Annotated in this window: 20 protein-coding genes and 1 pseudogene; 10 read left to right on the forward strand and 11 right to left on the reverse strand. The window is 46.1% G+C overall.

Annotated features, from left to right (window positions below; all coding sequences use genetic code 11):
* The first annotated feature begins 129 nt into the window (after positions 1 to 129).
* A complete protein-coding gene (locus FJD32_RS19890; RefSeq protein WP_037414066.1) occupies positions 130 to 1,125 on the forward strand; it encodes a response regulator in 996 nt (331 codons plus the stop codon).
* A gap of 18 nt (positions 1,126 to 1,143) precedes the next feature.
* The gene (locus FJD32_RS19895; protein ID WP_037430146.1) at positions 1,144 to 2,115 is read left to right on the forward strand and encodes a sensor domain-containing diguanylate cyclase; all 972 of its coding nucleotides are present in this window, start codon (positions 1,144 to 1,146) and stop codon (positions 2,113 to 2,115) included.
* A 66-nt stretch (positions 2,116 to 2,181) separates the two neighbouring features.
* On the opposite strand, the gene rraB is transcribed toward FJD32_RS19895, so the two are convergent.
* The 6 genes from rraB to FJD32_RS19925 form a co-directional block, all read right to left on the reverse strand.
* Complete coding sequence (gene rraB / locus FJD32_RS19900; RefSeq protein ID WP_037414069.1) at positions 2,182 to 2,589, reverse strand: ribonuclease E inhibitor RraB; 408 nt, start codon at positions 2,587 to 2,589, stop codon at positions 2,182 to 2,184.
* Positions 2,590 to 2,632: 43 nt separating this feature from the next.
* On the reverse strand, positions 2,633 to 3,376 hold the full coding sequence (locus FJD32_RS19905; protein ID WP_037414070.1) for a 1-acylglycerol-3-phosphate O-acyltransferase: 744 nt from the start codon (positions 3,374 to 3,376) through the stop codon (positions 2,633 to 2,635).
* 185 nt (positions 3,377 to 3,561) lie between these two features.
* Positions 3,562 to 4,335, reverse strand: a complete 774-nt coding sequence (locus FJD32_RS19910) for a metal ABC transporter permease (protein WP_037430149.1) — start codon at positions 4,333 to 4,335, stop codon at positions 3,562 to 3,564.
* A gap of 4 nt (positions 4,336 to 4,339) precedes the next feature.
* Positions 4,340 to 5,248 (reverse strand): zinc ABC transporter substrate-binding protein, encoded by a 909-nt coding sequence (locus tag FJD32_RS19915; RefSeq protein ID WP_037430150.1) that lies wholly within the window; start codon positions 5,246 to 5,248, stop codon positions 4,340 to 4,342.
* Entirely contained in the window at positions 5,232 to 6,413 is a 1,182-nt protein-coding gene (locus FJD32_RS19920; RefSeq protein WP_037430151.1) for a membrane protein, read from the reverse strand. The genes FJD32_RS19915 and FJD32_RS19920 overlap by 17 nt, the downstream gene beginning before the upstream one ends.
* A gap of 81 nt (positions 6,414 to 6,494) precedes the next feature.
* Complete coding sequence (locus FJD32_RS19925) at positions 6,495 to 6,785, reverse strand: hypothetical protein (RefSeq protein ID WP_037430153.1); 291 nt, start codon at positions 6,783 to 6,785, stop codon at positions 6,495 to 6,497.
* Between the two features lie 244 nt (positions 6,786 to 7,029).
* On the opposite strand from FJD32_RS19925, the gene FJD32_RS25275 reads away from it, so the two are divergent.
* Positions 7,030 to 7,155: a hypothetical protein gene (locus FJD32_RS25275; protein WP_011621366.1), complete on the forward strand. Its 126-nt coding sequence runs from the start codon at positions 7,030 to 7,032 to the stop codon at positions 7,153 to 7,155.
* Positions 7,156 to 7,239: 84 nt separating this feature from the next.
* Here FJD32_RS25275 and FJD32_RS19930 read toward each other — a convergent pair whose 3' ends face one another.
* A complete protein-coding gene (locus tag FJD32_RS19930; RefSeq protein WP_037430156.1) occupies positions 7,240 to 7,569 on the reverse strand; it encodes a hypothetical protein in 330 nt (109 codons plus the stop codon).
* Positions 7,570 to 7,790: 221 nt separating this feature from the next.
* Here FJD32_RS19930 and FJD32_RS19935 point away from each other — a divergent pair, with 221 nt between their 5' ends.
* Positions 7,791 to 9,443, forward strand: coding sequence for a mechanosensitive ion channel domain-containing protein (locus FJD32_RS19935; RefSeq protein WP_122040766.1), 1,653 nt, complete (start codon positions 7,791 to 7,793; stop codon positions 9,441 to 9,443).
* Between the two features lie 81 nt (positions 9,444 to 9,524).
* On the opposite strand, the gene FJD32_RS19940 is transcribed toward FJD32_RS19935, so the two are convergent.
* The gene (locus FJD32_RS19940; protein WP_088586183.1) at positions 9,525 to 11,237 is read right to left on the reverse strand and encodes a formate--tetrahydrofolate ligase; all 1,713 of its coding nucleotides are present in this window, start codon (positions 11,235 to 11,237) and stop codon (positions 9,525 to 9,527) included.
* 239 nt (positions 11,238 to 11,476) lie between these two features.
* Here FJD32_RS19940 and FJD32_RS19945 point away from each other — a divergent pair, with 239 nt between their 5' ends.
* Complete coding sequence (locus tag FJD32_RS19945; protein WP_037430162.1) at positions 11,477 to 12,367, forward strand: aldo/keto reductase; 891 nt, start codon at positions 11,477 to 11,479, stop codon at positions 12,365 to 12,367.
* A gap of 69 nt (positions 12,368 to 12,436) precedes the next feature.
* On the opposite strand, the gene FJD32_RS19950 is transcribed toward FJD32_RS19945, so the two are convergent.
* Complete coding sequence (locus FJD32_RS19950) at positions 12,437 to 13,267, reverse strand: MaoC/PaaZ C-terminal domain-containing protein (RefSeq protein ID WP_080612392.1); 831 nt, start codon at positions 13,265 to 13,267, stop codon at positions 12,437 to 12,439.
* A gap of 658 nt (positions 13,268 to 13,925) precedes the next feature.
* Between FJD32_RS19950 and FJD32_RS19955 the strand changes: the two genes are divergently transcribed.
* Positions 13,926 to 14,714, forward strand: a complete 789-nt coding sequence (locus FJD32_RS19955) for a methyltransferase domain-containing protein (protein ID WP_088586184.1) — start codon at positions 13,926 to 13,928, stop codon at positions 14,712 to 14,714.
* Between the two features lie 140 nt (positions 14,715 to 14,854).
* On the opposite strand, the gene FJD32_RS19960 is transcribed toward FJD32_RS19955, so the two are convergent.
* Positions 14,855 to 15,751: a TraB/GumN family protein gene (locus tag FJD32_RS19960; RefSeq protein WP_037430171.1), complete on the reverse strand. Its 897-nt coding sequence runs from the start codon at positions 15,749 to 15,751 to the stop codon at positions 14,855 to 14,857.
* Positions 15,752 to 15,799: 48 nt separating this feature from the next.
* Here FJD32_RS19960 and FJD32_RS19965 point away from each other — a divergent pair, with 48 nt between their 5' ends.
* Positions 15,800 to 16,108 (forward strand): hypothetical protein, encoded by a 309-nt coding sequence (locus tag FJD32_RS19965; protein ID WP_037414094.1) that lies wholly within the window; start codon positions 15,800 to 15,802, stop codon positions 16,106 to 16,108.
* A gap of 98 nt (positions 16,109 to 16,206) precedes the next feature.
* The gene (locus FJD32_RS19970; protein ID WP_037430172.1) at positions 16,207 to 17,961 is read left to right on the forward strand and encodes a GGDEF domain-containing protein; all 1,755 of its coding nucleotides are present in this window, start codon (positions 16,207 to 16,209) and stop codon (positions 17,959 to 17,961) included.
* 13 nt (positions 17,962 to 17,974) lie between these two features.
* Here the strand turns inward: FJD32_RS19970 and FJD32_RS19975 are convergent, their stop codons facing one another.
* Positions 17,975 to 18,499, reverse strand: coding sequence for a DUF3016 domain-containing protein (locus FJD32_RS19975; protein ID WP_037430174.1), 525 nt, complete (start codon positions 18,497 to 18,499; stop codon positions 17,975 to 17,977).
* A 270-nt stretch (positions 18,500 to 18,769) separates the two neighbouring features.
* Between FJD32_RS19975 and FJD32_RS19980 the strand changes: the two genes are divergently transcribed.
* Complete coding sequence (locus FJD32_RS19980) at positions 18,770 to 19,078, forward strand: hypothetical protein (RefSeq protein WP_037430176.1); 309 nt, start codon at positions 18,770 to 18,772, stop codon at positions 19,076 to 19,078.
* A 174-nt stretch (positions 19,079 to 19,252) separates the two neighbouring features.
* Positions 19,253 to 20,268, forward strand: a pseudogene (locus FJD32_RS19985) (IS110 family transposase).
* Positions 20,269 to 20,280: the final 12 nt, after the last annotated feature.

The following is a 20,280-nucleotide window of genomic DNA, read 5'->3' on the forward strand; positions in this document are numbered from 1 at the left end:
GCTAATTAAATCTATAAGTTATATATAGATGATGTAAATCAAACTTGCCCGAAGCACATAATTCGTCACTCAAACATGAAGAATTAGTGTTATCTTCAATAAATGGGCAAATAAGGATCTGTAGTCAGCATGACAATCTCTGTACTCATCTGTGACGATTCCGCTATGGCGCGTAAACAAATGGCTCGCACCCTTCCCAAAGAGTGGGATGTCGAGATTACCTACGCGACCAATGGTGCCGAAGGGTTAGATGCCATTCGCGCAGGTAAAGGCGAAGTGGTCTTCCTCGATCTCAATATGCCCGTAATGGATGGTTATGAAGTACTACAAACCGTTCAACAAAACGATCTCCCCGCCCTTATCATTGTGGTCTCGGGTGATATACAAATCAAAGCTCATGAACGTGTTAAAGCTCTAGGTGCATTGGACTTTATCCAAAAACCCGTCAGTGCTGATGCCATCAGTAATATCCTCCAAGAGTACGGCATTCTTACCCTAACGCAGAAAGATCAGGTGGAAGACACGCCGATGATCAAAGTCGATATGCGTGATGCCTGCCAAGAGATCGCTAACGTTGCCATGGGCCGTGCAGCCGATTTGCTCGCCAAATTACTCGACGTATTTGTCCTATTACCTATCCCCAATGTGAACGTGCTCGAAGTCAGCGAACTGACCATGGCTCTGAAAGCAACAGAAGAAAGCTCAACTGTTTCAGCACTTTGCCAAGGATTTATTGGTGCAGGCGTTGCGGGTGAAGCACTGTTGTTATTCCATGATTCAAGCTTTAAAGATATGGCCAAGCTCATGGGGGTTGCAAATCCTGAGGATAAGAATACCGAGATTGAAGTACTGATCGACACGGGGAACGTATTGATTGGTGCATTCCTGAATGGGATCTCAGAACAACTCGATATGAAATTCAGCCAAGCCCATCCTGTGGTGTTGGGCCGTCACTGTACAGTGAATGATCTTATCCATGATAATTCGGAAAAATGGCACAGAACATTAGCGATGGAAATCAACTATCGTATTGAAAATCATAATATTCAATGCGACTTACTGTTGCTCTTTACCGAAGACTCTATTCCGACACTGAGCTACAAACTCGGTTATTTACTCGATTAATCAGTTGGACTTTACCTTATGTCAAACGATCAAAGCGCAATGAACGAACTCCATTGGCTAATCGATATGGTACAAACCATAGAAGTGGGTCTCGTGGTATTAGATCGCGATTATAATATCCAACTGTGGAACGGCTTTATGGAAAACCATAGTGGCGTTTCACCCAATTCTATTAAAGGTCAAAACCTGTTTAGCCGCTTCCCAGATTTGCCAGCTACTTGGCTAAAGCAAAAAATGGAATCGGTTTTTATGCTCAAAAATCGAGCATTTATTAGTTGGGAACAAAGACCTTACGTGTTTCAGTTTAAAAACTATCGTCCAATTACTGGGCGCGCCGATTTTATGTACCAGAACGTAACTTTGCTGCCTCTCGCTTCATTAACAGGCAAAATTACCCATATCAGTGTGATTATTTATGATGTCACCGATATCGCCGTGAATAAGTTGCAGATCAAGGCCGCCAACGAACAGTTAGAGCGTCTTAGTCAAACCGATGGATTAACGCAACTGCATAATCGCCGCCATTGGCAACTATGCTTGGAACACGAGTACGATCTCTATGCCCGTTATTCCGGTGTAGCAAGCTTGGTGATGATTGATATTGATCATTTCAAAAATATCAATGACACCTACGGCCACCTTGCAGGTGACAAGGTTATTCAACATATCGCCCATCTTCTGAGTCATTCATTGCGGGAAACCGACTGTGTCGGTCGCTATGGCGGCGAAGAGTTTGCGGTAGTCATGCCCAATACCAGTGGCACCGATGCCCTCAACTTTACCGAGCGTTTGAGGGAAAAGATCGCTGAATCCACCGTAGTGTATGAGGGGCTGAAGATTAAAGTGACTGTCAGCCTTGGCGTATGTGAAATAGGCAAACATATTACGAGCAGTTCAAGTTGGATTTCCTGCTCAGACAAAGCGCTTTACGAGGCCAAACAGAAAGGCCGAAATTGTAGCGTCCTACATGCAGCAGCAATTTCCACTTAATTAGGCTTAATAAAGTAAAAGCCCATCATTGATGGGCTTTTACTTTATAAGAATTATGACAACGTATTAATGTGGAAAACCATCGTCCTGTTCGTCATCTTCTTCGTCTTCATCTTCTTCATCGCCAACAAAGTAAGTACCCCAACCGTCATAATCCACTTTTTGCTTGGCTGCGAGTTGCAATAACTGTTCAGTCGCTTTGTCTAATAATGGAATTTCTAACTTGTGATAAGCAACAGCGTCAAAACAGAAAATCACCGAACCATCTTCCAATTCCATTTCTTCAGCATCATTGACTTCAAATCCAAGTTTGAATGCATCAACCGCAGCCTTTTCTAAGCGCTCAAAATTGCTCGATGAAAAATGGTGCTCAATGGTGTATTCAGCATCTGGCTCTGAGCCATCGTCGAGCAAGGCTTGCACTATGTCACGATTCTCGGCGAATTGGGCTTTTAACTGACTTTCAATAGACATGGACTTGTCTCCGTTAAGATAAAACTGGCTCAAATTGGCGTTATTATACGTCATCAGCCGGGATAGTTTTACCCATTAATGTTGCCGCTTCGCGATTTATCTCGTTAAATTTTGCCGACATAATCTCGTGCACCTGTGCCGAAAAGGCTTTCGCGTCAGCTTTATCCAAACCTTCAGTCGGGATTGGCGCCATCATCTCAATAATCACCACACCATTATCCCAACGGTTCAAATCAATATGACTTTGGCATGACGTCAACACGGGTACGACTGGCACACCAGCCGCAATCGCAGTGTGGAAAGCTCCCGCTTTGAAGGGCAACAGTCCGCGCCCCCGTGAGCGCGTACCCTCAGGGAAAATCCACACGGAAAGACGATTCTGCTTAATTTTTTCCGCCGTTTTCGCCATGGTATCAAAAGCACTATTGCGATTTTTTCTATCGATCAGAATATTACCTGAAAGCCAATAGATCTGGCCAAACAAGGGGATCCACACTAAGCTCTTTTTCCCTAAGCTCACAGTGCCTTTAGGTACCGCTTTAGTATGTGTGAATAAATCGAAGTTATTTTGATGATTTCCAAGAAATATATAGGGGCCATCCTGCACTTCCTTAGGCCGACGTACTATGACTTTAAGCCCTAAAATCGGCGCTGCGGATGAAAAGATCTTGGCGAACATATGTACATTGTCACGGTGACGAGGTCGTAATAGGCAAACCAAACCACCAAAAATAAATGCAAGTAACAATGACACCGCCAACAACACAGATCTGACAATTAATAGCACGACATACTCCAAGGGTGAAAGTGGCGACAGTATAGCCACCCAGCCCTAGGGACTCAATATAATGTTTACATCTGTTAGCTGAGTTGCTAACAATCAAACAAAAGCCCATCGTTACTCACGCAATAAGCGTATCGATGGGCTTTTAAATCAATATCAACGCCTAACACTCAGCATAAAACCTAGCGTTAGATCTGACTCACTGTAGCCATTTTGCTTAAGCCTACACGAAATACCAGTGCACTGACTGCCAAGGTTGCGACAATCGCCGCCCCACTCGGTAAATCCATGGTTGCCGATAATACCAGACCAAGTAAGTAACCCATAAGGCCGACCAGATAGGCGTAAAACAAGCCGTTTTTACCTTGGTATTTATTCAGAGCAAGTGCAGGTAAAATCAAGGTACTAAATACTAAATAGACGCCCACCAGCTCAACCGACAACGTAATAACTAGGGCAAACAGGAGATAGAATCCGGCACCATTTAATATTTGTGGCCGCCAAAAAATCAACGCCAACACCCCAGCATAAACCACTGTCGGTAACACTAATTGCGACCAACTCACCCAAAGGATCTGGCCCGACATCAATTGTTTTAGCAGCTCTGCACCATGGGGATCGTTCGCCAGCAATAGCATAGCGGCCACGGCCGATAGCACATAAAAACAACCGATCATGGCTTCTAACTCACCCGCCATTCGCTTAGATAACCAAGCGATAAACCCCGCCCCCGCAAGGGCGAATAAGGCCGGCATCCACGCATTAGAAAATGGCATCTCTTCTAACCTGTGGTCCATGTGCGCCACAATCGCCCCCAACGCGGCGACTTGCGCAATGGCTAAATCGATAAAGATGATCCCACGCTTAAGCACTTGTTTGCCAAGTACAATATGCGTTGAGAGCACTAAGATCCCCGCCGCCAGCGCTGGCAGCAGGATCGACATCAGTTCCAGATCCAACATAGGCTTATTTCACCCCGTTTAAGAGGGCTATCGCGCTGTCGTAGAGGCTGAAGAGATCTTGACTCGCATCGTTGCCACCTACCGACATTGGCAACATAAGCACAGGTAGATTAGCCTTTTCACCCAACCACTTAGCACCACGCTCATCCTGATAGGACGCCACAACTACAGCCAGAATATCGCCCTGCTCAGCACGGCTCAGCAAACTCGCTAAATGGCCGCTAGTCGGCGCCAGACCGGGTTTAGGCTCAAGATCAGCAGCTTGTTCAATCCCCAACCAGTTGAACAGATATCTAAAGCTGGTGTGATAGGCGATGACCTTTTTGCCTTTTAACGGTTTGGCTTGTTCTTCCCAACGAGGGATCGCCGCCTGCCAACGAGTGCTAAAATCCGCTAATGCCTTTTGGTAATTCGCCGCCTCGCTCGGGTCGAGTTGACTCATCTTAGCGCTGAGCGCATTCGCGACGCTTAGCAAACGAGTCGGATCGAAGTGAATATGCGGATTTCCCTGAGCATGCACATCACCCATGCTGCGGTCCACACTCGCTAACTTATCTAAGGTATCGATTTGATCGGCGGCGAAAAACAACCCCTGATCGGTAGAGCGAACCTTAGCGTTAGCCGACTTCATTTGCAGCATTGGCAGCCAACCGATTTCTAAATCGGCGCCCGCACAGACCACCAGATCCGCTTGGCGCATTTTGGCGATCAAACTCGGACGCGCCTGCACTTGATGCGGATCCTGTAAGGCCGTGGTTGCCGAATAAATGCTGGCGTTTGGAGCCAACTCTTTTGCCAATGCGGCATATTCGGGTTCACAGGCAAACACATTCAGCTCTGCATGGGCAAAGCCTGAACAGGCGAAAGACAGGGCCGCTGCGGCCGCTTTAACAAAATTAGAATTGATGCGCACCGTGAGCCCCCAGAGACATAATGTATTGAACAGTGAAAACATTGTCGTCTTCGATTCCATCGAAGTTAGTTCCCTTCTGATTGGTGTACTGGAAACGTACCGTCGAGAAATGGCTCGAATGCCACGCCAGACTCACCTCAGATTCCTTTAACTTCTGTCCATGGAAATGATCGCCATGGAGCTCTTGGGTATCCACCTCGCCGTAACGCACACCCGCAGACCAGCTAGGCGTGAATTGATATACGCTGCTCAGATACCAACCTTGATGATAATCCTTGCTCGGCGCATCCTCGGGATGAAGGTCGCTCGGCACAAAGTCAGTCACACGATAATACTCGCCGCTCAGGGTCAGGTTTTGGTATTTATAGTTACCATTTGGCGCCCATTTATACACAAAATCAGCACCATAGGTGTTTTTACCTGTGTAAGATGCCGCATGGCTGTGGTCATGGCCTTCCTCGGCAGTTTCGTCTTCGTGCTCATCGCCTTCTTCATGGGCTGTGACTTGACCGTTTTCGTTACGTAAGTAACTCAATCCCGCCTGCCATGAACTGTTATCCCCTATATCGCCACCGATTTTTGAATATAAGGTGTACACACCGACATTTTTAAACTCACGTTCGCCATGTTCATCGGCGGCGCGCATGCTCTCGCCCTTGAACGCTTCAGCGCCAATGGTCCAATACAAATCAGTTGGAGCAACAAAGTTTAAGCGCACGCCATCATCGAAGTAGTGGCCGCCGAAAAATGCACGGTAAGCAATCGGGCGGTCGGTGAATGAATCGGTATGTAAATGCTGGTTATTTAGATAACCGATATCCGACAGGAAACGTCCGCCACGGATGGAAAAACCCGCAGGCATTGCCATGGTTTGGATAAAGGCTTCTTCAAGATTAAGCTCGGTTTCACCATCATGCATCTCAACGACGGCGGTCACTTTGCCGTAGAACATGTCGTCAATATTGGCACTCATCGCCAACTCAGTTTCACCTAAACCAAATCCTTCGGCGGTTTCTGCCAATGGGCGTTCAGCCGTTTGATAATAGCCATTCAGCACCGCACTGATCGCTGGATTGGTTAAACTTGAGTCAGCGGCAAATAACGTCGGCGAAGCAAATGCGCACGCCAAGGCCACCAAAGAAATTCGGTTGTTAAAAACAGTCATGATATCTCCAAAATACAACTAGCACTCGATGACTAAGTTAAGTCATCAAGAAATACAATAAGTTAAAATATTAAAGTTGATTTAATGGAGAACAGGCGGCGCACGGCTTAGGTAAACACTGACGTGTTTGAAGAAGGTAACGGGTAAGACAAACTCACAAACATCAAATCGCTGTATCGCTAAATTTAACGTCTGCGGAGCTGTGAACAGAATTTTATTTAGCTGATGTTGATGGAAGCAGAGCGTACAGTGCGTCTTCGCCCCATCATCAAGGTGAGTCACACTATGGGCTGAGGCAACAAAAGACAGCAGTATCAATACGGCGGCAAGCCATATCGAAATTGTGCGTCTTAAGTGACTATCTAGTCTCACTCAGTCGTCCCCATAGTAAAAAGTGGCACAAGTTTAAGTCAGGCCGCTAGTAAGTTGCAATAAGGTAATGGTCAAGCAATGCGTTACAAGATATTTACCATTGCAACTGATGACGCCTTAAAAAGAGCACATTATTGGCAAAAAGAGTTATTTAAGATTAGCTTAAGTCAGTGAATCTATTATGTGCCCAGTGTTATACAGGCTAAATATTTAATTCTATTCAACCCAGCAAAAGGCAACCAAAATGCTAGCATTCTTTCGTGAAAACTTAGGATTAATCTTAGGGATAGTGATTTTCGGCGCAGTCATTTTGGGCGGGATTTATTACGTAGAACACTCATTAGAGAGTCAAGAACAGGTTATTCAATAACAGGTTTACCCTGTAAAACAATGTCGAGCCTCAGTGGTAGGCCCCTAAACGGCTCGACAGGGTTAAACCAGTGTCATCCCATCTCTAGCGATACTTTTGCCGTTGATCGCTATCGTCTTCCTTCTCTGGTGCCTCAATCGTTTGCAGCTGATCCATAAAATGACTCACCAACAGCAACATCACACAGAAGATCATCACAGGGATCAAAAAATGCCGCGTCGAGGCATCGAAGTAACTGTATAAGCCCGTCAGAACACTCGCATAAAAACCAAACAACTTTAACTTCAATAATTTAGGACTATGACCAAGCCACGCTGAACAATGGGGACATTGGACTTGGGCGTGAAAGCCCTTTCCGCGCTGCTGGGTAATTTGGGCAATTTTAATCGACTGATGACAATGGGAGCACAGCATGTAAAGTACATTCCTAACTATGGGGCGCTAAGTTTATCAGATCCTTATCCCATTCCGTCGAACTAATTAGCGTCGAGGTTTCAGAGCTTCATTCTATGGCCTAAAGCTGTAAACTGGCGCACAAATTTTAAACATTGTTAGTCTATTATGCTGTTGATATTTTACAGGGTTTAGCTCGACACCTATCATATACCTACCTCTTTTTGTGGAAGATAACGTCTATGCGCCGCTCGCTAATATTGATACTTGCCCTAAGCTTTCCACTACTGATGAGTGCCAAGGTATTCGCTGCAGATCCAGACCCCATTACAACCAGCCCAACCGCTTCGGCATCAAACGAAACCCAAAGTGAATTAACCACACTTCAGACCGCCATTAAAGAGGACATTGCGCGCTTAGGTCAATACCAAGGTGAATTACGCACCATTGTTGAATATCGCATTCAAAATAAGACCTTACAGTTACGCAATAAGATTAAAGCACTCTTGGATGATAATACTTACGATAAAACTTTTATGCTGGCTCTAATCCAAGAGCAATTGCAGTTTAATCTGAAAATTAACGACTACTTTAATGATCTCATCACCAAGTTGGCTCAAAAACTTGGCACGGCGGATGATGAAGCCACCTTACTCGAGATCTCAAAACGTGAACTCGACAAAGACAATAACTATAAGCAACGGCTTGAGACCTTAAACTGGCTAATCCAAATTGGCCAAGATGTAACAGCTGAAAAAACACAGCTCACCCAACTCCTGCTTAACCGCGCCGATAACTTCGACAGCTTTGTCACTTACACCCAACAACAGTTACAAAATGCGGTCAATGATGCCACCAATGCAGGGAAAGACGTTACCGCAGCGCAAACCAGTCGCGTGATACAACTAAAAGAACGTTTAGCACAAAACAGCCAGAGCCTCAGCACCAATATCGAGTTACTGGATGCACTAGGGCAAAATACCGCCTTGCTCAAAAAGACCTTGTTTAGTATTTCAGGTGATATTACGCAGGACGTATTAAACATTGATGTGGCATCGAGCTTAATAGAGCAATGGCTAAATACTGCGAAGGATCAAGCCATTAATCATGGACCAACATTGGTCTTTAAGTTATTTATCTTCTCTCTGATCCTGTTTGTCGCTGGCCTTGCAGGCAAACTGGTGAAAAAAATAGTCAGTAATACCGTTAGCAACTCTAAGTTGAATTTCAGCAAGTTACTACAAGACTTCTTTACCTCACTCTCGGGCAAGGCAGTATTTACTATCGGCGTACTGATTGCTTTATCCCAGCTTGGTATCGAATTAGGCCCCTTACTGGCTGGCTTTGGTATCGCGGGTGTGATCATCGGTTTTGCCCTGCAAGATACTCTATCCAACTTCGCTTCAGGCATGATGATTTTGATCTATCGTCCGTATGATGTCGGCGATTTGATTAATGCGGCTGGCGTATCGGGGCGCGTTAGCCATATGAGCCTAGTCTCTACCACCATTAAAACATTAGATAACCAGAGACTTATCATTCCCAACAATAAGATTTGGGGGGATACCATCAACAATATTACCGCCGAGCACCAGCGCCGAGTCGATATGACATTTAGCATCGGCTATGGCGATAGTATTGAGCAGGCCGAAGCGGTACTAAAATCGATTGTTGAGGCGCATCCTAAAGTACAAAAAGTGCCTGCACCACTGATTAAGTTGCACGTATTAGGAGAATCCTTGGTCGACTTTATCGTCCGCCCCTGGGCAAAACCAGAAGACTATTGGGATGTATATTGGGATATCACCCGTGAGGTGAAAATGCGCTTCGATGCTGAGGGTATCAGCATTCCTTTCCCACAGCGCGATGTGCATATTTACCAAACCAGTAAATAGTCTTTCGTCAAAGCGAATTCTTAACAAAAGGCGCAATCTTTGATTGCGCCTTTTCATCTTTACATTCAAATGGCTAACAAACTAACCTAATCCAGTAATCTCACCATCTACGGTGATATCTACCTTTAAATAACCAGGACTTAACCCAAGCCCTGGCATGGTCATCACATTGCCCACCAGCGCAGTGATAAACCCAGCGCCCGCATTTAACACTAATTCACGCACAGGCACGATAAAACCTTGGGGCACACCTTTAAGCTGAGGATCGTGGCTAATGGATAAGGGTGTTTTCGCCATGCAAACAGGTAAATGCCCATAACCAAGCGAGTTGAGTTCCTGTAATTGCAGCTTAGCCGCATCGGATAAGCTCACCCCTGCGGCGCCATAACCCACTTCAGCTAAGATCGATAATTTAGCTTCTAAGTCCATATCATCAGGATATAACAACCGAAACTCGCTTGGCTGCTCACAGGCACGGATTACGGTTTGTGCGAGGCTAATGGCGCCTATTTCACCTTGGCTAAAAGCCTCGCTAAGTTCGCAACCAAATGCCGCGGTAGCACTTACAGCCTCAATTAACCAGTTAAGCTCGGCGTCCGTATCGGTGGCAAAACGATTGATAGCAACAACAACGGGAATACCGTAACGCGCTACATTGTTGATATGCCAGTTTAAGTTGGCAAAACCCGCCTCAAGACGGACTTGGTCTGGTGCATTAATATCCGCATCGGACGATAGGCCACTATTGGCCTTAAGTGCTTTCAAAGTGGTCACTAATACCGCGGCGCTCGGGGTTAATCCCGACTGACGCGCCTTGATATTACAGAACTTTTCAAAGCCCATATCGGAACCAAACCCACCTTCGGTCACCACAAAATCGGCTAACTTTAACGCAATATCATCAGCAATCACCGATGAGTTACCGTGGGCGATATTGGCAAAGGGGCCCCCATGAATAAGACAAGGAGCACCGTTTAAGGTCTGCATTAAAGTGGGTTTTACCGCCTCCGCCATAATCGCTGTCATCGCACCTGCGACACCAAGATCTTGCGCGCTAATGGTTTCCCCTTGACGATTAAGGGCTAGCACTAACTTACCTATACGTGCGCGCATATCCGCCAGATTGCCGCTCAGCGCCAGAATCGCCATTAACTCTGAAGCGGCAGTAATATCAAATCTTGAATGATAAGCAGGACCGTTGTTTTCACCCAATCCCACCTCAATTTCCCGCAAGCAACGGTCGTTATGATCAACCACCCTGTGCCAACGAATACCCTTAGGCTCAATATCTAAATACCTTAATCCCGATTGACGCTCATATTCCGCCCGCCCCAAACGCGTCTCATGGTAAAGCCGAGAAGCAATCGCCGCTGCACCAAGATTATGTGCGCTACTCACAGCATGAATGTCGCCTGTTAGGTGCAAATTCAGCTCCTGCATGGGCACCACTTGGGCGTAACCACCGCCTGCGGCGCCACCTTTCACCCCAAATACAGGCCCCATACTTGGCTGGCGAATACAGGCACAGACTTTGTTGCCGAGCGCCTTGAGCGATTGCGTTAAACCAATAGTCGTCACGGTTTTGCCTTCACCATGGGGCGTTGGCGTCACTGCGGTCACAATAATCAGCTTCCCCTTTGGTTGCCCGGCTAAGCGCTGCTGTACTTGTGGCTCCACCTTAGCTTTGGTATGACCAAATAGCTGCATCTCTTCGGGCAACAACCCAAACTCTGCACCAAGTTGTGCGATATCTTTTAGATGCGCGCGGCGCGAAATCTCCATATCGGTTAGCATGGGTAATATTTTCCTCTGGAACTTTGGTATACAAACTTTTATAGGAAATGAGTATACGGAACAAAAGCGTGCAAACAGTTTGTATCAGCCACCGCTGATTGAATATGGCGGATAGTAGGTGATTAGCTTTAAGATATATAGCCATCGAAAGGGTTAATGAGCGATTCCTTAATCTGCATCAAATAAATCGACCAAGGCCCTTCACCCTACAAAATACAGATTCCCAAAAGAGAAACAACATGAACGGATCCCCTTTTACTTTTTCAGAGTTTGTTGCCGGCTTTTGGCGAATGCACAATTGGCAAATGTCACCCGCCGAGCGACTTAATCTGATAGAACACTATTTAGACCTAGGTGTGACCACTATGGACCACGCCGATATTTACGGCCAATACCAGTGCGAAGCCCTGTTCGGCGAAGCATTAGCGCTAAAACCCGCCTTAAGACAGCAGATGCAATTAGTGAGCAAATGCGGCATAAAACCCGCCTTCAATTGCCGTCCCGAGCGCTACGTGAACCATTACGACACCTCCAAAGCGCATATTATTGCCAGCGTGGAGCAATCACTAAAGTCGCTTAAAACCGATTATATAGATCTGTTGCTGATCCACAGACCCGATCCTTTAATGGACGCCGATCTAGTGGCCGATGCCTTTGCTGACTTAAAACAAGCTGGGAAAGTGCAACATTTTGGGGTATCTAACTTCACCAATGCGCAGTTGTCATTATTGCAGTCGAGATTAACTGAGCCCTTAGTCACTAATCAGCTGGAGATCTCTCCGCTAATGATGGCGAGTTTACACGATGGCAGTCTCGATTTATGTCAGGAGCGGCGCATTCGGCCGATGGCTTGGTCCTGCTTAGGCGGCGGAAAAATCTTTGACAATAGCCATCCACAGGCCATTCGCTTGCAACAAACCTTAGCAGTCATCGCCGATGAGATTGGCGCCCAAGATATCAGCCAAGTGATTTATGCTTGGGTGCGGATGTTACCGAGTCGACCCGTACCGATTATTGGCAGTGGTAATATCGCGAGGATAAAAACCGCGGTGGCCGCACGGACGCTCACATTAGACCGGCAGCAATGGTTTAGTATCTGGCAAGCATCAACCGGACACAGCGTGCCTTAACCCACGCCCCCCCCCCCTCAAACAACACCAACAATAACGGCGCACTTGGCGCCGTTATCTTGATCCTGCTTAAAGCTGTACTTCACCACTGAGGTGCGGTCTGCGACCTTTACTGTCTCGCAGCTCAAACACCCACTTGTCTGGCGACTTTTCGTAACCAAATCCCACTTCGGCAGGCATCAGTAACGGCAGCTTAAAGGCAACATCGACCACAAAGGGGCGCTCACCAATCTCAGGCATCAATTCCGCTAAGCAGCGCGCCTTAGACCACATACCATGGGCCAGCACTCGGTCAAAACCAAAACGTTTCGACAGCACCGGATGCAAGTGGATCAGGTTATAGTCACCCGACGCTTTGGCATAACGACGACCTAAATCTTCACTCAACTCCCATGATTGAGGCGAGTCCCAAGCCATTTCAAGTGCCTTTGGAGGACGAACGCGACGACCGGCAGTCTCTATGCGATAGAGGTAAGTCGACAGCGATTCCCACACCAATTCTTCGCCCACAAAGGCCTTAGAAACAAACTCAAATTCTAAGCCCGAATCAGTTTCACGGCTGGTTGTTAGCGCGCATTCCAGGGAAAACACGTCATCGACCGTCGTCGGGCGATAAACTTGAATACGGTTCTTTAAATGGATCATCCCAAGTAACGGGAAGGTAATGCCATCATGGGTAAAAATCACCGCGTGCAGGCGAAATGCCATCACATAAAGGTAGGTGGGAGGTAATATTTTACCGTCGAAATCAAAACCACACACTTGCGCATATTGGCTGACTTTTGCCTCGGACACCTTCACATTGGGCGCGCTCACCTTGATATAAGGCAGCGGCTGTTGATCCCAACCGGGTTTACGGCCAAAGAAAATCTTGCGATAAAGAGAAAACAGCGACGGCATCGCGTTCAATTCAACACAATATGCATTATTCAAGTCTGAGTACCTTTTAATTAACTATCCCTATGCACGGATAGCCAGCAATACCCTCGGACAGATGCATAACATCTGGAAAATCAAAAAATCACGAGTGTAAAACAGGCAAAACAGTGTCTTAAAAGGGCTGATGCTGACTCTCCGAATGGACAATTATACCCAAACAACCTGAAGATGAGGATTCAGCGGGAATGTAACGCTCTTTAGGCAAGGCGGTTATTTGCGGACCTAGTGGACTAAGTTAAAAATAACCAACACAGCATAAAGAGCGTTAAAACCCGCCGAGACGGAGCGCCTAGGGCACTCCACTTCGGTGTTGCATCAATTCACAAGGTGTTCACATTCCTTCATTGATGCGCCTTGAATTGAAGCCCCCTAGACGCTCTGAAACTCATATCTTCAGGTCGCTTGGGTATATTAGAGTCAGGTTTATCGAAAACGGCATGATTATACCCTAGAGGATCGAGTTCTGGGTATCCCTAAGTAAAGTAGGATTTTTTACTACCTTTAAAATCAAAAAGTTACACTCAACTCCTAAAGCAACAATCATCGCAGCTACAGGAAAAGTGCGAAAATATGCCGCCTGTGCGACACTATCGCCCCCAGTCTTTAACTTAGTTAACCCGTGCAAGATAAGAATTTCGATAAACTCGCGCAAAAATTCGCGAAGAATATTTATGGCACGCCTAAAGGTGAAATCCGTGCTGCCGTGCTATGGCGCGATCTTGCTCCTGCATTAGCGCAATTTGGCGATAAAAAATTACGAATTTTAGATGCCGGCGGCGGTTTTGGTTACTTCAGCCAAAAGCTAGCACGCCTCGGACATGAAGTCGTACTGTGCGATATTTCCGCCGAAATGCTCGCCCAAGCGAAAGAGCAAATCGATGCCAGCGACACGCCATTGGCCATCAGCTTAGTACATTCGCCCATTCAAGCCTTATCGATTGCTGAACATGGCATGTTCGATCTTATCCTTTGTCATGCCGTGGTTGAATGGCTAGTCGATGCCAAGACCACCATGGAAGGCTTATTGACCATGCTTAAGCCCAATGGGCTGTTTTCGCTGATGTTTTATAATAAAGAAGCGATGCGATTCCATGCGCTCGTGTCGGGTAATTTCGACTATGTGGCCGCCGATCTAAAAGTGAAGAAGAAGGTACGCCTCACGCCAACGCACCCGCTTTATATCCATGATGTTAAACAATGGTTTGCCGAATGGCACATGACCCTGCTGCGCGAGTCGGGCGTGCGAGTCATTCACGATTATTTGAAAAAACAGCAAGCTGCGGATTTTGACTATCAAAAACTGCTGGCGATGGAGCTCGAATATTCGCAACGCGAGCCCTATATTTCGCTCGGTCGTTATGTGCATTTTTTAGGGCAAAGCGCTGCAACGTCCCAAGCATCTGAGTAATATCGCGAAATAATACAGGACGCCTTGGCGTCCTGTATTATTAAATCACCCGATGATTTGCTCCTAACTCAGTGCACCAAGTGCGTTAAAACTCAGAGTCCCAAGCACAATCCCAGTCAAATCACTAAATATCAGTATGATCAGTCACATTGCTCACGCCAACAGGCGGTTACTGTCGCGCCCTTCTGCTTAAGGAGTTGCACCACACTCTTATCGCCAACCACATGGCCCGCTCCCACCACTACAAATAAAGGCTCGCTAGCAGTTACTGAACCCATCAATCTTATTATCCCATCAGCCATGACTTTATTACGCTGCCAGAGAATTTTATCCAGCATCTGTGTATCACCCTCGCCACCCAGTTGCTCCTGCATTAGCGTATCCAGCGCGGCTTCATCACCACTGCGCCATGCATCAACCAGTGAGAGCAGCTCAGCATCCGGCGCATCAATAGCTTCACGTACCATTGCCCACTGGATTTGACTATCGAAGGAGGCAAGTAATTGAAACTGTGAGTCAGCCGTCTCTAACTCATAAACCGGCTTATCCCCGCGCCCAAGCAACTGCATGTCGACACCATAATCGGTGCTAAAACCTAAGCCATTGTAGCGTAATAGATTAAGTTGAGATGCCTGTAGCCAAGGCGCGAAAGCTTGAATTGACTGACATAAACTCGCTTTATCCCCACAATATTGGTTCATTGTAGCGACTGTTTGTTTATCTCTACTTTGCCAATCAAGCCCTTGCGCTGAATTTGCCATACCGTATTTTTGCAATAAGGCACGGCTATCAACCTTATTCATATCGATTTCGACAACAAGTCCTTTGGATTTGGCGAACGCCGCCTCAACTTGTGCAGGCATAGGATAAAAATCAGCACGACCAATATGAATAGAGCCCAGCAGATAAGCTGATTTCCCCTGCCATTGCACACGATAAAATGGCGGTTTATCCGAAGGTGCAGCCCAAGTTATCCCACCTGCAAACAGCGTAACACTTAAGAGTACGAGTAATAGTCGCCACCGACTTGTTGCCATATCCTTTGCCCCTTATAATTCCTGCAAATTTTGCAATGAGACGCTGTTATGCCACACACTAAGGTTATAGAGCAACTGAAAGAAAATCTTCAAATCGCCTATCGCCAAGCCATCGATGCCGACGCTAAGTTAGATGAATTGAAAAAAGCTGGCCATGGAAAATTCACGAGTATCTTTACAGCCGAACAAGGGTTTATGGTTTCAAGCAATCGCTTTTTGCCATACGTGCAAGAACTGGTCGATGACTTAACTAAATTGCAGCAACACACTAGCCTTGACCCCGTCGCACTCGAAACCTTAGTGCGTCAACTGGCCGCGCTGCTGCAAACGCTGCACGCCTTTAAAAAGCAAAGTTAATTCCATTTCCACGAGTGGATTTTCAGCCGCACAAATTGTCATCATTTTGTCATTTCTAAGTCATAGACTCCGCAAACATTGTTGCGGGGGCAGAAGTAATGACGAGTTTAGATCTAGCACAAGAGCTTGATAAGATAATTGCGAAGGGGGCAATCAGCCCCCTATTTCAGCCCATTTTCAATATATTGGAACATAAGATCCACGGCTTTGAGGCGCTCAGTCGTGGGCCAGAACACAGCCCACTTTATTCACCCGTTCCCCTCTTTAAAACCGCCGAGCATCAAGGCAAGTTGAGTGAGTTAGAAACCTTATGCCGCCGTATTGCGCTGGAGCAATTTAAGCTACGTCAGTTTCAAGGGCGCTTGTTTATCAATATTTCCCCAAAAGCCCTGCTCGATCCGGCTCACCCTAAAGGTATGACGCTGCAACTGTTGCAACAACTCGGGATTTCACCCTCACAAGTGGTAATTGAGCTGTCGGAGCAATATCCCGCCGATGACATTGATTTACTCAAATCTTGCCTGAATCACTATCGTAGCCAAGGATTTATGACGGCTATTGATGATTTAGGTGCAGGCTATTCGGGTTTACGGCTGTGGTCAGAGTTATCCCCCGACTATGTAAAAATCGATCGGCACTTTATCCACCAAATTGATTCGACCCCAGTTAAACAAGAGTTTGTGCGCTCGATTGTCGAACTCTGTCAAAGCCTTACTTGTAAAGTGATTGCCGAAGGAATTGAAACCCAAGAAGAACTAGCCGTACTTAAACAGCTAGGAATTGTTTATTGCCAAGGTTATTTGCTTGGACGTCCAGAGGCACAACCAAGTCGCGCAATGAAAGCGACCTTAGTCCCTAACAACACCCAAATTCAGCCAAGATATAGCGAATCCGCTGAAAGCCTCTGTACCAGTGCACTAACAGTGGTGCCGACACTCAAGCTGAAGCACCTAAGCGACACCTTTAGCGCCCAACCCACCTTACAAGCTGTCGTTGTGGCGCAAGATCAACTGCCGCTGGGGATTATTAGCCGAGCCACTCTGCTCGAACTTTTCAGTACCCCCTATGGTCGGGCGCTTCATGAAAATCATGCGGTTAGCGAGGTGATGGATCACCAAGTGCTACAAATTGAAGCTAACGAACCGCTCTCCATTGTGAGTCAGTTATTGACCTCGGAGAGCGCCAATACCGTCGCCCAGCAATTTATTATTCTGCGCCGAGGGCAATTACTCGGGATTGGCCACACCAAAGATTTGCTCCAGCGGATCACCGAGCACAGGATCAAGATGGCAAGGCATGCCAATCCCTTAACTGATTTACCCGGTAATGTGCCGATCCAAGAAGAACTAAAACGTCTCAGAACTCAACAAAAGCCTTTCTACTTGGCCTATTTTGACCTGTGTCAGTTCAAGCCTTACAACGATATTTACGGCTTTTGCCGCGGCGATGAGGTGATCTGCGAGGTCGCCAATCTATTAGTGAAATACAAGACGGACAACTGCTTTATTGGCCATGTGGGCGGCGATGACTTTGTGGTGATCAGTACCTGCAATCAACTTATCGATCGTTGCCAACGGATATTGACGGATTTTGAAACCAATAAACCTCTCTTCTATAGTGCCGAACATTGGCAAGCCCAAGAAATGCTGGCAGATGACAGGCAAGGACAAGCTTGTTATCACAAGTTGATCAGCCTATGCGTCGGCGTACTCACACCAGCCCATACCTTTAACTGCAATGAACACAGCCTATCGACCTTAAGTGCCAAGGCAAAAAAACAGGCAAAATCCGCAAGTAACGGATTTTGCCTGTTAGAAGAACAAGAAGAGACTCTTCAAGCCTTGAGTGCTTAGATGGGACTAATGCCTACAACTTAGGCGCAACGGTTTTTTTCAACCAATCGCTGAGCATTTTTGTTTCATACATAAATGGCTTGTCATTCACTGACTGAATGCCGGACATAAAGCCCATGTCGGAGAGTTTTTCATCCCCCGCGATGATCACTTTGTCATTTTCAAGCACTTGATAACTAAAGGTTATACGGGGTGGATAAAGATCTTTTATCACCCGTAAATCATCAGCTGTCGCCCCAAAGGTTGGACGCATATCGCCCGCTAAGTCGACATCAGTAACTGTCATCTCCAACTTTTGGTTCGGTTTTAAGACTTTTACGGCTTCTTTATTGATATTTGTGGTTAAGGTATCGAATAAACGCTTTTCATAACGGGACTGAATTTCGCCCGAAGATTTAATATCACGAAAATCTTTTGGATTTTGCCAAACAATCTTCACCACTCCGTCTTCAGTCACAGGGTCAGTTTTCGCCTCATCGGCGGCCCACACACTACTGCAACTCAACACACCGGCGAGTAATAGGAACTGGACTTTCATATTTGCCTCCTAAGCCTAATAGTTTCTGCGTTATACCGTACAAAATCTAACCTGAACTCGAGCTTAATGCAAAACGCTCCCCTTAACAGCACATAATCAGTAAGCTTTTGTATAAATTAGTAAATATGATAGAAAATTTCAGATGATATCGTATCTTTTTGTATCCAATACCCAATAAGGGATAAAGTTATTAATTTGTGACTTTTTAACGCGCATATTACCTAAAAAAGTATTATCCTTCGCACACTGTTTTATGACCTCTAATTAAAAATGAAATTCCCCGTTGTACCTGTATTTGTATTGATCCTACTTTCCTGTTTTACCAGCGCGATTTGGTTTATCTCCTCAGGGGAGAAAGACACGCGCCCAGAAACTTGGTCATCTTTTATTTATACCCATGGTTATGATTCTGGTAAGTATAAAAAAACTGATAATTTCAACAGCTATGAGGCCTGTCGAGACTTTGCCAAAGAGCAATCATCTTTTTACGATAACGTGCCTTGGGAATGCGGTCTAAAATGTGGTTTTGACTCCCGTAAACAGGGATTTCAATGCCAAGAGATGCGTAACGAGCAGTAAGGTTATGGTTCAGCCAAGGTTCAAGATATCCTAGGTAAGCTTAATTTCTAAGCAATACCTTTGGTTTTGTTGGTCATGGATGGATAATGGAATGGACCCATCCACTTTAAATCGGCCTCGCAATGGGCCACGATGTAGTCGCTAAAACTCATCAGAAAGAGGACGGGTCCACCTATGAAGATTACTACAATCGGTTTAGATATCGCAAAGTCTGTTTTTCATGCTGTTGGCGTCGATAAAGCAGGCAAGTTAATTAAAAAGAAAATGCTTAGACGCAAAGACTTGCTTCCCTTTATCGCGAAAATTGAGCCTTGCTGATTGTGATGGAAGCCTGTAGTGGCGCAAATTACTGGACCAGAGAATTTGAGCTGTTGGGCCACAGCGTCAAGTTAATTGCTCCTCAATTTGTCGTGCCTTTTCGGCAAGGTAACAAAAATGACTACAATGATGCTTTAGCCATCGCGGAGGCTGCGCAGCGACCCAACATGCGGTTTGTAAAACCCAAAAGCGTCGAGCAGCAAGATGTGCAACTGCTCCACCGAATGCGCGAACGATTAACTAAGCAATCAACAGCCTTAATCAACCAAGTGCGAGGTATGTTAGCTGAATACGGCATCGTGATAGCCAAAAGTAAATCGGCTTTTAAAGTACAGTTTCCTGAGATTTTGACTAACGAAACCAATGCGCTGACTACCAAAGGTCGAACAATTTTTTATCAGTTATATGAAGAGGTTACAGATATAGAAAGACGGCTTAAGGATTGTGATACCCAAGTACTCACTGAAACGAAAAACAATGTGATTTGCCAGCGTTTAGAGACTATCCCAGGTATTGGTCCCGTCACCGCTACGGCCTTTTATGCGGCTGCTGGAGAGGGTAAAGACTTCAGTAATGGTAGACACTTTTCAGCTTGGTGTGGCTTGGTTCCCAAGCAACACAGCAGCGGAGGTAAAGATAACCTCCTTGGGATAAGCAAGCGGGGAAATGCGTATTTACGTACCCTGTTTATTCACGGCGCCAGAGCGGTGTTGCAGCACAGTTGTCATAAACAGGATAAATTTAGCTGCTGGGCAATACAGTTAGCAGAGCGCCGAGGTTTTAATCGAGCCTGTGTGGCCGTCGCCAATAAACTCGCGAGAATGGCATGGGTTATCGCGGCGCGTGAGGAAGAGTATCGGCTTCCAGTATAGTACTGAATAGAT

The sequence above is a fragment of the Shewanella sp. LC6 genome, assembly GCF_006385735.2.
Classification (GTDB): domain Bacteria; phylum Pseudomonadota; class Gammaproteobacteria; order Enterobacterales; family Shewanellaceae; genus Shewanella; species Shewanella xiamenensis.